Source organism: Streptomyces sp. NPDC001002 (assembly GCF_053599215.1).
In genome coordinates this window covers 25,522-37,324 of sequence record NZ_JBSFLV010000062.1, presented here as the reverse complement: position 1 = coordinate 37,324, position 11,803 = coordinate 25,522, and the positions used below count along the sequence as shown (strand labels likewise).

Here is an 11,803-nt window from a genome sequence, read left to right as displayed (position 1 = left end):
CGATTCAGTAGACGCTCGTCCGTGAGCACCCGAGGAGACCGCATGACCGCCCCCCTGATGACGCTCACCTGGACCGACCACGTCACCGGCCGCCAGGGATTCCTGGTCGTCGACCGGCTGGTTCGGGGCGTCTGCAGCGGCGGGCTGCGCATGCGCCCGGGCTGCACGCTCGACGAGGTCGCGGGACTCGCGCGCGGGATGACCATGAAAGAGGCCCTGCACTACGACCCCGAGGGCCGCTACATCCCCCTGGGCGGCGCCAAGGGCGGCATCGACTGCGACCCCCGGGACCCGGGAGCGTACGAGCTGCTGGTGCGTTACCTGCGTGCCATGAAGCCGTACATCGAGAACTTCTGGACCACTGGCGAGGACCTCGGCCTCACGCAGGACGTGGTGGACCGGGCGGTCGAGGAGGCGGGGCTGGTGTCGTCGATCCAGGCGGTGTATCCGCTGCTGGACGACGAGACGGCGGCGCGGCGGCGGCTCGCGGACGCGTTCGCGGTCCAGGTGGACGGCATCGGCCTCGACGAGCTGGCCGGCGGCTGCGGGGTCGCCGAGTCGGCGCTGGCGGCCCTGGACCGCGCGGGCGTGCCGTACGCGGGCGCGCGGGTCGCCGTGCAGGGCCTGGGCACCATGGGCGGCGCCACGGCGCGCTTCCTCGCCCGCGCGGGACTCACCGTCGTCGCCGTCGCCGACGTCAAGGGCACGATCGCCAACCCGGCGGGCCTCGACGTCGAGGCGCTGCTGGCCGCGCGGGACGCGTACGGCACCGTGGACCGCTCCGTGTTGCGCCGGGACGACCGCGAACTGCCCGGCGACGCCTGGCTGTCCGCCCGCGCGGAGGTGCTGGTGCCGGCGGCCGTCTCGTACGCGATCGACACGGCGAACCAGGGGCGGATCACCGCCCGTTGGATCGTCGAGGCCGCCAACATGCCCGTCCTGCCGGCCGCGGAGCAGCTGCTGGCCGCGCGCGGGATCACCGTGCTGCCCGACGTGGTCGTCAACTCCGGGACGAACGCCTGGTGGTGGTGGACCCTGTTCGGCGACATCGGTCCGGACGCGGACGAGGCGTTCGCGCACATGCGCCGCTCGATGCGCGCCCTGATCGACCGGACGCTGGCCCGCGCGGAGGCCGACGGCACGACCCCGCGGGCGGCCGCGCATGCCATCGTCGCGGACCGGCTGCCGGTGATCGCCGAGCGGTTCGGCTGGTACCGCTGACGGAGTCGCGGTGAAGGCCGAACAGGTGCGGCGATGTTGCCCGTTGGGGCCGGGTCGGACACCGCGGAGGCATCGTCCTGCGCGAACGGAATAAGGTGACCGGGTGGCGAGAGTGCGGTTGAGCGTGGCCGAGCGGCGCGAGGAGTTGCTGCGGGCCGCCATCGAGCAGATCGAGGTACGGGGCGTGGCGGCGGTCAGGATCGCCGACGTGGCCTCGGCGCTCGGCGTGAGCAACGCGCTGGTGCTCTATCACTTCTCCACGAAGGAGAAACTGGTCGCTGCCGCGTTCACGTACGCCGCCGAGGACGACCTCGCCCATCTGCGCAAGCTGCTCGGCCGCCGCACGACGGCGCTGCGACGGCTGCGCTCGGCGGTGCGCTGGTACGCGCCGACCGGCCCGGCCAAGGGCTGGCGGCTGTGGATCGAGGGCTGGGCGGCGGCGCTGCGCGAGCCCGCGCTGCGGGAGGTCACCCGGGACCTGGACCGGCAGTGGAAGGCCGCGCTCGCCGAGGTCATCGCGGAGGGCGTCGCCGCCGGCGAGTTCCACTGCCCCGACCCGCACGGCACGGCTCTGCGCCTCACGGCCCTGCTCGACGGGCTCGCCGTCCAGCTGACGTCGTACCCCGGCGCGGTGCCGCGGGCGCGGGCGCAGGAGTGGGTGGACGAGGCGGTGGCCCGGGAACTGGGTCTCGCGCAGGAGGCGTTGACCGCGTCCGACCGCTGAGAGCCACCCTCTCCCCCGGTCACCCCGCCACCGCGGGGTCGATCGCCTCGATACTCCAGCGGTGTGGGCCGCGCCGTTTCAGGTCGGCACGGCCCACACCGCTGGCACCCGTCAAGCCACCCGGGCGATCCGCGACTTGATGTCGTCCGGGGACAGCGCGCCCTTCGCCGTGACGTGGTCGCCCGACGACTCGCCGCGCAGCCGCCGTCCGATCCACGGCACCAGGTACTCGCGCGCCCAGTGCACGTCGTCCCGCCGGACCTCCAGGGTGCCGCGGGGCGGCAGCGGGGGCCAGGCCTGGTCCGGGTCGGCCGGTACCTCCAGACCGAGCACCTGGCCCGCGCGCAGCGCCACGCGCGTGTGCCCCTCGGGCGAGAGGTGCAGCCGGTCGTCGTCCCAGGCCCGGCGGTCCTGGACGGTCTTGAGGGACCACAGGTCGAGCACGGGACAGCCGTACCGGTCGGCGACCGCGCGCACATGTCCGTTGTAGGTGGCGATCTTGCCGCGCAGATGCTTGAGCACGGGGACGCCTCGGGTGTCGAAGCCGGTCGTCACCAGGACGGTGCCGGCCGACTCGGTGAGCCGGGCGATCGCCAGCTCGAACCGCTCGGCGACCTCGTCGGGGTCGGTGCCGGGCCGGATGATGTCGTTGCCGCCGGCGCTGAAGGAGATCAGGTCCGGGGCGAGTTCGAGCGCCTGCGGAAGCTGGTCCGCCACGATCTGGTCGAGCAGCTTTCCGCGTACGGCGAGGTTGTTGTACGTGAAGTGGCCCTCGGGCTCCCGGTCCGCGAGCAGTACCGCGAACCGGTCGGCCCAACCGACCATCGCCCCGTCGGGGCCGGGGTCGCCGACGCCTTCGGTGAAGCTGTCCCCCACCGCAACGTACGACCCGATCACTGATCTGCTGTCATTCTTCGAATCGTCTGCCACAAGCGAACATGATTCACCTTCGAATGTGACCTACGCGACCGTAGGAAGGGGTTGACGTGCGGTGAGATAAGCCACTCCTAAAGTGTTCACCAAACCAGGAATAGCTTTCCGGCCACGGCTGTTGACGGCTGGAACGCCCTGCCGAAGGCGGCACCACGTCACACCGAAGGCCGGACCCGGGGATCGGGATCCGGCCTTCGGCAGCGTGTCAGGCAGGTGGTTCAGGGGGCGCGTCAGCCGACGGCGACACCCTTCGTACGGAGGTAGGCGACCGGGTCCACGTCGGACCCGTAGTCCGGGGTCGTACGGATCTCGAAGTGCAGGTGCGGTCCGGTCACGTTGCCGGTCGCGCCGGAGAGGCCGACCTGCTGGCCCTCGGTCACGGTCTGGCCGGCCGAGACGGAGAGCTGCGAGAGGTGGGCGTACTGGGCGTAGTAGCCGTCGTTCAGCTTGATGACGACCTGGTTGCCGTACGCGCCGCCCCAGCCCGCGGAGACGACCGTGCCCGCGGCGACGGCCTTGAGCGAGGTGCCGGTCGGGACGACGAAGTCGACGCCCGTGTGGTAGCCGCTGGACCACATACTGCCGGCCACGCGGTAGCCGGTGCCGATGGTGGCACCGGTGACCGGGAGGGTGTAGCCGCTGGAGCTCGCGGAGTCGGCGGACTGCGTGCTCGTCGAGTTCGAGGAGGCCTGGCTGTCCGAGGAGGAACTCTTCGAGGAGGAGTCCTTCGAGGACGACGAGCCCGAATTCTTCGAGGACGACGAAGAAGAGGACGAGGAAGAGGGCGACGAGTCGGTGGTGCCGGTCGCGGCCTTCTTGCCGAGCGTGAGCTTCAGGCCGGGGTGGATGAGCGACGGGTCGTCGCCGACCGCCTCACGGTTGTCCGAGTAGAGCTTCTGCCAGCCGCCGGTGACGTTCTCCTCGTCGGCGATCTTCGCCAGCCAGTCACCGGATCGCACCGAATAGGTGCGCACACCTTGGGTGTTGGCTGTGCTCTTCTTGGCGGACTTCTGTGCCGTCGACTTCTGCTGGACCGACGCATTCTCGGCGGCCGGAAGCGACTGGACGGCCTTTTCCGAAACGCCCTGGGAAGCCGATTCGGAGGTGGCCGCGTGGGCGCCGGTGGCCCCCATCAGCGGGAGGGCGAGCGCGGCGCCCCCGGTGCCGGCGACGGCGATGGTGCGGGTCAGGCGCTGGGACTTGGGGCGACGGTGCTTACCCTTCGCGGGCATGACGAATTCCTCTCCGGCGCCTGCGAGGTGAGCTGTCGGGTGCGAGCTGGAGATGCCCGGCCGCGCTTTTCGGCACGGCTTTACCCCAAGCCTCTTCCGGAGACCGGAACAGGCGGTTGTACCTGTGGGTCCCCCGCTCCTGCCGTTCACGGGTGAGTTGAGCGGACTCCGGTCGGCGGCAGGATTGGGCGTCCGTCCGGATTGGTGGCGAACGTAAGCGACCAGGACGCGAAGGAACAAGTAGAGGTTCCCTGTGAATACGTTTCTCTTGATCCCTTGTGAGAATTCACGGTCACCCTGCGTGAATTAAGGACCCGCCACCAGGCACAAACACCCTTGAAAAGCACGTGAATTACGTGGACATGCAGAACCACGCACGGTCACGGATATGACGCTCCTCACGTGACGTCACCCCAGTCCGCCTTATTCCAGAGCGAGTTGGAACGAAGGCGAACCAAGGCGCCAATTCGGACAGAAGAGTCAGATGCGACGGAGTCGGAGAACCGTCGCATCGAAGTCGCCGCGCAGCCCGGTCCGCAGTCCGTGATGCAGCAGTACGGCACCCCTGTGAACTTCGCCCGTTTCGAGGCATTCGTACGACGCTGTCGGGTCCAGTCCGCGCAGCCGCACCGCCGGCACGGGCTCGCCGTAGCTCTGCGCCTGAAGCCAGGCCAGGACCACGGTCTCGTCCCCGAGCACGTACTGGACGGCACTGAGCCCGCCCTGCGGGGCCCGCAGACGGTGAAGGTCACCGCGCTGCACGATGTGCCGGATCTCCTTGTAGAGGGCCACCCAGCCGCCCGCCTCGGCCAGCTCCTCCTCGGACCACTTGGCGAGGTCTCCGCCGACCCCCAGCACGCCCGCCATGGAGCTCACGAACCGGAAGCGCAGCGAGCTGACCCGGTCGTTGAGCTGGGTGTTGGGGCTGTCGGTGACCCAGGCGGCCATCACGCGCGCGGGGTGGATCTGGGTGAAGCCGTGCTGGATGGCGAGCCGGTCCAGCGGGTCGGTGTTGTCCGAGGTCCACACCTCGTCCGTACGGCTCATGATCCCGAGGTCGATCCTGCCGCCGCCGCCCGAGCAGGACTCGAAGGAGACCCCCGGGTGGGCCGCCCGCAGCCGGTCCAACAGGGCGTACAGCGCGCGCACGTGGTCGATCCACAGCCGCTGCGGGTACGCCTCGCCGGGCCAGCCCGCGTCGGTGAAGCAGCGGTTGAAGTCCCACTTGACGTAGTCGATCGGGGCGCTGGAGAGGATGGCGTCGAGCTTCTCCCAGAGGTACTCCTGGACGTCCGGCCGGGCCAGGTTGAGTACGAGCTGATTGCGGAACTCCGTCCGCTTTCGTCCCGGTTGGAACTGCACCCAGTCGGGGTGCGCGCGGTACAGGTCGCTGTCCGCGTTGACCATCTCGGGCTCGACCCAGATGCCGAACTGCATGCCGAGCGCGTGCACCTCGTCGGCGAGCGGCTTGAGGCCCCCGGGGAAGCGGTCGGGGTTGGGCGTCCAGTCGCCGAGTCCGGCCCGGTCGTTGACGCGCTTGCCGAACCAGCCGTCGTCGACCACGAAGAGCTCGACGCCGATCGCCGCGGCCTGCCGGGCGAGGGTGCCCTGCTGCTCCTCGGAGATGTCGAACTCGGTGGCCTCCCAGGAGTTGAACAGCACGGGCCGGTCCCGGTCCGCGTCCGGGATGACGTACGCGCGCTGGTAGGCGTGCCAGGCGCGGCTCGCGCCGCCGAAGCCGCCGTCGCTCCACAGGCCGGCGAAGACGGGGGTCGTGAACGACTCCCCGGCCGCCAGGCGCAGCAGCCCGGATTCGTCGTAGCCCACACCGCCGTTGATCTGCACGCGCGCGTCGGGGAGTTGGGCCACCGCGATCCGCCAGGAGCCCGACCAGCCGAGCGCGCAGCCGTACACCTCGCCGCGCTCCTCGGTCGCGTCGGTGTCCAGGGCGACCCAGGGCAGGTGCTGGTGGCTGGTGTGGCCGCGACGGCTGCCGATGACCCGCTCGCCGTAGGTGAGCGGTGCCGAGGTCAGCTGAGACTCCGCCGCCCAGCGGCCGTGCAGGTGGGACAGTCGCCAGTCCTCGCGGTCGGGCAGCGTCCAGGTGGCCGAGTCGGCGCGCAGCAGTTCCACGACCGGCCCCTCGTTGTCGAGGGTCACCCAGCGCTCCACGACGTCGTGCCGCATCCGGTAGTGCAGGGTGATGGATAGCCCGTCGTCCCGGAAGCGCAGCCGCAGTTCACCGTCCTCGCCCGCTTCGGCCTCGTACGCCTCGAACCGCCACTCCGTGCCGCGCCGCTCCTCGGTGCGCACGGACAGGGCGGGCCGGACGAAGCGCGGGCCGCCCTCGACGGGGTACTCCTCGCGGCCGTCGAGCTGCGACTCGAAGCCCCGGTACTCGGGCTCCGGAAGTGCGGCCAGCGCCTCGGCGTCGGCGAGCGCGATCCGGGGGCCCCAGTGCAGATGCAGCAGTACGTCGTCCTCGGTGAGGTGGACGGCGTAACTGCTCAGAGGCCCCGAGAGGAGCCACGTACGACCGTTGTCGGAGATCTCCAGCATCAAGCTTCCACACTTCCCAACAGGCGCGATCAAGGATCAACATCATCAATGGTCGTGCGGCCCGAGGCAACGCCTGTGGACAACTCATTGCCTCGGGAACCCGTGTCGTATCGTCGAAGACGCACCCCGTCGGCCATCATGCCGAGCCGCGCCGACCGGGTGGACTGGGAGGAGCCCCCGTGACGCAGCAGATCCCGTCGACCGAGCCCGAGCTGACCGGAGTCCGCAATTTCCGCGACGTGGGCGGGCTGCCGACGGTGGACGGACGGCGGGTGCGGCAGGGAGTGCTGTTCCGCAGCGGGCACTTGGCGCACGCGACCGCGGAGGACGCGGTGTTCCTGTCGTCCCTGGGGCTGCACACGATCTTCGACTTCCGCAACGCGGCGGACCAGAAGCTGGAGGGCCCGGACGTCGAGCTGCCGGGCGTGCTGAACGTGAACCTCCCGCTCACCGACCCGGCCCACGGCGCCGACTTCTGGACGATGGTCCGGGACGGCGAGATCGAGCAGCTGCGCGAGATCCTCGGCGACGGCAAGGCCGCGAACCGGATGATCAGTTCCTACCGCTCGATCATCAAGACCCGCACCGCCGAGCACGCACGCGTACTGCACGCGCTCGCCGAGGACAGCGCGCCCGCGCTGATGCACTGCGCGGCGGGCAAGGACCGCGCGGGTCTCTCCATAGCCGTGACGCTCCTCGCCCTGGGCGTCGAGCGCGAGGCGATCCTCGCCGACTACCTGGAGTCGAACGCGAAGCACCGCCGCTACAAGGTGCGCCGCAGCAGCGGTGCCGAGTCCGCGTACTCCCCCGAGGTCATGGAGCTGCTCAGCCCCCTCTTCGAGGCACGCGCCGAGTATCTGACGGCGGCCTTCGAGACCATCGAGGAGACGTGGGGCGACGTCGACACCTATCTGGAGCAGGGTCTCGGCGTCACCCCGGAGATCCGGGAGCGGCTGCGGGAGCGCCTGCTCGACTGACGCCACGAGACGACCGCCGACCGGGCGCTGCCCGGGGCTACTTGGCGTTCGCGCCGACCTCGAACAGCAGGAACAGGAACGCCGCGAACACGTGCCCGGCGGCGATGTAGATGAGGAGCCGCACCCACAACGCGCGCGGGAACTTCTCTTCCATGTCTCTCATGGCGTCTCTCCGGTAACGGGTCCCAGGCACAGCGTGGCCGTGGGACTCTGCAGCAGGGTGTGGACGAACAGCAGCTCGACCCCGTCGGGGTCCTGCGCCGCGATCCGGTGCGGGGTGAGGGAGTCGAAGTGCGCGCTGTCGCCGGGTGCGAGCCGGTGCGCGGTGTCCCCGAGGCGCAGCCGCAGCCGGCCCTTGAGGACGTAGAGCCACTCCTCGCCGGGATGCACGCGCACGATGTCGCCCTGCGAGCCGTGCGGTACGTGGACGCGCAGGGCCTGCATGCCGCGGCCGGGCGCCCCGGCGGGCCAGTAGGTCCAGCCGCCGGCCGCGGTCGGTTCCATGTCGGCGGCGCGCACGACGGAGTCCCGGTCGGCGACCGTCTCGCCGAGCAGCTCCGAGACCGTCGTACCGTAGATACGCGCGAGAGCGAGCAGCATCGGCAGCGAAGGCTGGCGCTGTCCGGTCTCCAGTCGGGAGAGGTGGGCCGGCGACAACCCGGCGGCCAGGCCCGCGGCCTCCAGCGTGAGGGAGGCACGGCGGCGCAGGGCGCGCAGCTGTGGAGCGACGACGGGCAGGATCTCGTCCTGCCCGTCCACCGGCTCGGTCTCGGGAGAGCTCATGCTCTCCATTCAGCCGCAGGCTTGTCTCTGGGGCAAATTTCTTGCCTCAGAGACAAAACCCGCAGCCCCGCCGCGAGCGACGCCCGCTAGCGGTTGGCGACCGCCTGCTTCACCAGCGTCTTGCTGAAGTCCCACATCAGCCCGCCACCGCTGTGCGCGTCGTCCATCACGGCCGTGAACGCGTCCACGAACCGGTCCACCTCCCGCTCGCCGACGACCAACGGCGGGATCAGCTTGATCACCTCCAGGTGATCGCCGGAGACCTGCGTGAGGATCCGGTGCCGTTGCAGGAGCGGTACGACGACCATCTGCGCGAACAGGCCCTTGCGCGCGGCCTGCAACATCGTCCAACGGCCGCGCAGCTTCAGCGACTTGGGCCGGCCGAACTCGATGCCGATCATCAGACCCCGGCCGCGCACGTCGGCCAGCAGCTCGTACTTGTCGATCAGCGCCGCGAGCCGCGTCCTCAACAGGTCCCCGGTCACCCGGGCGTTGGCGACGACCTGCTCGTTCTCCATGACGGACAGCACGGCGAGGCCCGCCGCCATGGCCTGGGCGTTGGACCCGAAACTCGCCGAGTGGACCAGGACGCGGTCCATGGACGAGTAGACCTTCTTGAAGATCCAGTCCTTGCCGAGGGTCGCGCCGACCGGCACATAGCCGCCGGACAGCGCCTTGGCCACACACACCAAGTCCGGTTCCACGCCGTCCTCGTGCTGGTAGGCGTAGAAGTCGCCGGTGCGGCCGAGGCCGGTCTGCACCTCGTCGGCGATGAGCAGCGCCTTGTGCTGACGCAACAGCTCCTGGGCGGCCCGCAGATAGCCGGGCGGGGCCTCGTGCACACCCTTGCCCTGGATCGGCTCGACGACCAGGGCGGCGACGTCGCCCTTCTTCAACTCCCGTGCCAGGGCGTCGAGATCACCGAGCGGGACCGCCGTGTCGGGCAGCAGCGGGGCGAAGCCGTCCCGGAAGCCGTCCTCGCCGTTGACCGACAGGGCGCCGGTGGTCAGGCCGTGGAAGGCGTGGTCGCAGTACAGGACCCTGGGCTTCCCGGTGGCGTACCGGGCGAACTTCAGCGCGGTCTCCACGGCCTCCGTGCCGCTGTTGCCGAAGAACACGCGGTCCAGGTGCGGGCTGTAGGACAGCAGCTTCTCGGCCAGCAGCCCGGGCAGCGGCTGGCAGTCGAAGCGGGTGAGGTCGGCGAGGTCGGCGTCCAGGACGTCGTGCAGCGCCTTGCGGACGACGGGGTGATGGCGTCCCAGGCCCATCACCCCGAACCCGGCCAGCATGTCCAGGTAGTCGTTGCCGTCCGCGTCCCAGAAGTAGGCGCCCTCGCCGCGCTCGTAGACCTTGTCGAAGCCGATCGTGTGCAGCATGCGCGGCAGTTGGTGGTTCAGGTACTTGCCGTGCAGCTCGTAGCGCTCGGCTCCGCGCTCGGCCAGCAGCGCGGCGAGGTCGAACTCCTTGGTCATTCAGCTTTCTCCTTGACTGGGCCGTCCAACTGCTCCTTGGCGGCCAGGCTCGCGCCGATCCGTCCCGCCACCTCGACCGGCGTGAGGCCGATGTCGGCCAGCACCTCACCGCGCTTGGCGTGCGCGAGGAACTGCTCCGGGATGCCGAACCGCCGTACGGGTACGTCGACTTCGGCGTCGCCCAGCGCCAGCGCCACCGCCGCGCCGACGCCGGAGGCCCGGCTGTTGTCCTCGACGACGGCCACCATGCGGTGTTCGGCGGCGAGGCCGGGGAGCGCAGGGTCGACGGGTTTGACCCAACGGGGGTCCACGACCGTGCAGTTGATGCCCCGGGCCGCCAACAGCTCGGCGGCCTGGAGGCAGACCGGCGCCATCACGCCGACGGCCACCAGAAGGACGTCCGGCCGCTCGCCCCGGTGCAGGACGTCGATTCCGCCGATCCGGTCCACCGCCGGGATCTGCGGTCCCACCGACTCCTTGGGGAAGCGGATCAGCGTCGGCGCGTCGTCCACCGCGACGGCCTCGCGGAGTTGGGCGCGGAGCTGGTCGGCGTCACGTGGTGCGGCGATTCTGAGGCCGGGCACGACCTGAAGGATCGACATGTCCCACATGCCGTTGTGCGAGGCCCCGTCGACGCCCGTGACGCCGGCCCGGTCCAGGACGAAGGTGACCCCGCAGCGGTGCAGGGCCACGTCCATCAGGAGCTGGTCGAAGGCACGGTTGAGGAAGGTGGCGTAGACGGCGACGACGGGGTGCAGTCCGCCGGTCGCCAGGCCCGCCGCGGACACGGCCGCGTGCTGCTCCGCGATGCCGACGTCCCACACCCGGTCCGGGAAGCGCGCGGCGAACTTGCCGAGCCCCACCGGGTGCAGCATGGCCGCGGTGATCGCCACGACGTCGTCCCGCTCCTCGCCGATCGCGAGGATCTCGTCGCCGAACACCGAGGTCCAGGAGGGCCCGTTGGACGGCGTGAGCGGCTCGCAGGTGAGCGGGTCCATCACGCCGACGGTGTGGAAGTGGTCCTCCTCGTGGGCGAGGGCGGGTTCGTAGCCGCGCCCCTTCTCCGTGAGGCAGTGCACGAGCACGGGCCCGTGGAACCGTTTCGCCCGGCGCAGCGCGGACTCGACGGCCCCGAGGTCGTGCCCGTCGATCGGACCGACGTACTTCAGGCCCAGGTCCTCGAACATGCCCTGCGGCGCGAACGCGTCCTTGAAGCCCTTCTTCGCGCCGTGCAGCGACTCGTAGAGGGTGTTGCCGACGACGGGGGTGCGCAGGAGTACGTCCTTGCCCCAGGCGAGCACCTTCTCGTAGCTGTCGGTGGTGCGCAGGGTGGCCAGGTGGTTCGCGAGGCCGCCGATGGTGGGCGCGTAGGAGCGCTCGTTGTCGTTGACCACGATGATCAGCGGCCGGTCCTTGGCGGCCGCGATGTTGTTCAGCGCCTCCCACGCCATCCCGCCGGTGAGCGCGCCGTCGCCGATCACCGCGACGACATGCCCCTTCTCCCCCTGCACCTGACGGGCCTTGGCGAGCCCGTCGGCCCAGCCGAGCGCGGTGGACGCGTGGCTGTTCTCGACGATGTCGTGCTCGGACTCCTCGCGCGAGGGGTAGCCGGACAGGCCCCCCTTGCCGCGCAGCTTCGAGAAGTCCTGACGGCCTGTCAGCAGCTTGTGTACGTAGCTCTGGTGACCGGTGTCCCACACGAGGCGGTCGACCGGTGACTCGAAGACCCGGTGGAGGGCGATGGAGAGTTCCACCACCCCCAGATTGGGCCCGAGGTGACCTCCGGTCCTGGCCACCGCGTGCACCAGGAACTCCCTGATCTCTTCGGACAGTTCACCGAGTTCCGCCTCGGACAGCGCCTTAAGGTCGCGTGGTCCCCGGATGTTCTCCAGAATCGTCACG

The 11,803-nt window shown here is 70.3% G+C and carries 10 protein-coding genes and 1 riboswitch; of the genes, 3 read left to right on the top strand and 7 right to left on the bottom strand.

What is annotated here, in order from left to right; translation table 11 throughout:
* Nucleotides 1-42: 42 nt before the first annotated feature.
* Both ACWDR3_RS26490 and ACWDR3_RS26485 read left to right on the top strand, forming a co-directional pair.
* On the top strand, nt 43-1,221 hold the full coding sequence (locus ACWDR3_RS26490; protein WP_450355073.1) for a Glu/Leu/Phe/Val dehydrogenase dimerization domain-containing protein: 1,179 nt from the start codon (nt 43-45) through the stop codon (nt 1,219-1,221).
* 103 nt (nt 1,222-1,324) lie between these two features.
* Nucleotides 1,325-1,945 carry a TetR/AcrR family transcriptional regulator gene (locus tag ACWDR3_RS26485; protein WP_450355072.1) on the top strand — a complete coding sequence of 207 codons (621 nt, stop codon included), beginning with the start codon at nt 1,325-1,327 and terminating at the stop codon, nt 1,943-1,945.
* A 111-nt stretch (nt 1,946-2,056) separates the two neighbouring features.
* On the opposite strand, the gene ACWDR3_RS26480 is transcribed toward ACWDR3_RS26485, so the two are convergent.
* The 3 genes from ACWDR3_RS26480 to ACWDR3_RS26470 all read right to left on the bottom strand — a co-directional run bounded on the left by ACWDR3_RS26480 (nt 2,057) and on the right by ACWDR3_RS26470 (nt 6,669).
* Nucleotides 2,057-2,842 carry an SGNH/GDSL hydrolase family protein gene (locus ACWDR3_RS26480; protein ID WP_401712171.1) on the bottom strand — a complete coding sequence of 262 codons (786 nt, stop codon included), beginning with the start codon at nt 2,840-2,842 and terminating at the stop codon, nt 2,057-2,059.
* A gap of 266 nt (nt 2,843-3,108) precedes the next feature.
* On the bottom strand, nt 3,109-4,110 hold the full coding sequence (locus ACWDR3_RS26475; RefSeq protein ID WP_450355071.1) for a M23 family metallopeptidase: 1,002 nt from the start codon (nt 4,108-4,110) through the stop codon (nt 3,109-3,111).
* 2 nt (nt 4,111-4,112) lie between these two features.
* Nucleotides 4,113-4,284: riboswitch (cyclic di-AMP (ydaO/yuaA leader) on the bottom strand.
* Nucleotides 4,285-4,590: 306 nt separating this feature from the next.
* The gene (locus ACWDR3_RS26470) at nt 4,591-6,669 is read right to left on the bottom strand and encodes an alpha-galactosidase (protein ID WP_450355070.1); all 2,079 of its coding nucleotides are present in this window, start codon (nt 6,667-6,669) and stop codon (nt 4,591-4,593) included.
* Between the two features lie 179 nt (nt 6,670-6,848).
* On the opposite strand from ACWDR3_RS26470, the gene ACWDR3_RS26465 reads away from it, so the two are divergent.
* On the top strand, nt 6,849-7,646 hold the full coding sequence (locus ACWDR3_RS26465; RefSeq protein WP_450355069.1) for a tyrosine-protein phosphatase: 798 nt from the start codon (nt 6,849-6,851) through the stop codon (nt 7,644-7,646).
* 37 nt (nt 7,647-7,683) lie between these two features.
* Here the strand turns inward: ACWDR3_RS26465 and ACWDR3_RS26460 are convergent, their stop codons facing one another.
* The 4 genes from ACWDR3_RS26460 to dxs all read right to left on the bottom strand — a co-directional run bounded on the left by ACWDR3_RS26460 (nt 7,684) and on the right by dxs (nt 11,802).
* Nucleotides 7,684-7,809, bottom strand: a complete 126-nt coding sequence (locus tag ACWDR3_RS26460) for a DUF6126 family protein (RefSeq protein ID WP_450355068.1) — start codon at nt 7,807-7,809, stop codon at nt 7,684-7,686.
* Nucleotides 7,806-8,429 carry a helix-turn-helix domain-containing protein gene (locus ACWDR3_RS26455; protein WP_450355067.1) on the bottom strand — a complete coding sequence of 208 codons (624 nt, stop codon included), beginning with the start codon at nt 8,427-8,429 and terminating at the stop codon, nt 7,806-7,808. Before ACWDR3_RS26455 ends, ACWDR3_RS26460 begins: the two co-directional genes overlap by 4 nt.
* An 86-nt stretch (nt 8,430-8,515) precedes the next feature.
* The gene (locus ACWDR3_RS26450; protein ID WP_450355066.1) at nt 8,516-9,901 is read right to left on the bottom strand and encodes an aspartate aminotransferase family protein; all 1,386 of its coding nucleotides are present in this window, start codon (nt 9,899-9,901) and stop codon (nt 8,516-8,518) included.
* Nucleotides 9,898-11,802 (bottom strand): 1-deoxy-D-xylulose-5-phosphate synthase, encoded by a 1,905-nt coding sequence (dxs, locus tag ACWDR3_RS26445; RefSeq protein ID WP_450355065.1) that lies wholly within the window; start codon nt 11,800-11,802, stop codon nt 9,898-9,900. The genes ACWDR3_RS26450 and dxs overlap by 4 nt, the downstream gene beginning before the upstream one ends.
* Between the last annotated feature and the right edge of the window lies 1 nt (nt 11,803).

What these genes read in the sequence shown, in the direction of transcription:
- ACWDR3_RS26450 (WP_450355066.1), bottom strand. Translation starts at nt 9,901, where the DNA reads ATGACCAAGGAGTTCGACCTCGCCGCGCTGCTGGCCGAGCGCGGAGCC.
- ACWDR3_RS26455 (WP_450355067.1), bottom strand. Translation starts at nt 8,429, where the DNA reads ATGAGCTCTCCCGAGACCGAGCCGGTGGACGGGCAGGACGAGATCCTG.
- ACWDR3_RS26490 (WP_450355073.1), top strand. Translation starts at nt 43, where the DNA reads ATGACCGCCCCCCTGATGACGCTCACCTGGACCGACCACGTCACCGGC.
- ACWDR3_RS26460 (WP_450355068.1), bottom strand. Translation starts at nt 7,809, where the DNA reads ATGAGAGACATGGAAGAGAAGTTCCCGCGCGCGTTGTGGGTGCGGCTC.
- ACWDR3_RS26470 (WP_450355070.1), bottom strand. Translation starts at nt 6,669, where the DNA reads ATGCTGGAGATCTCCGACAACGGTCGTACGTGGCTCCTCTCGGGGCCT.
- ACWDR3_RS26475 (WP_450355071.1), bottom strand. Translation starts at nt 4,110, where the DNA reads ATGCCCGCGAAGGGTAAGCACCGTCGCCCCAAGTCCCAGCGCCTGACC.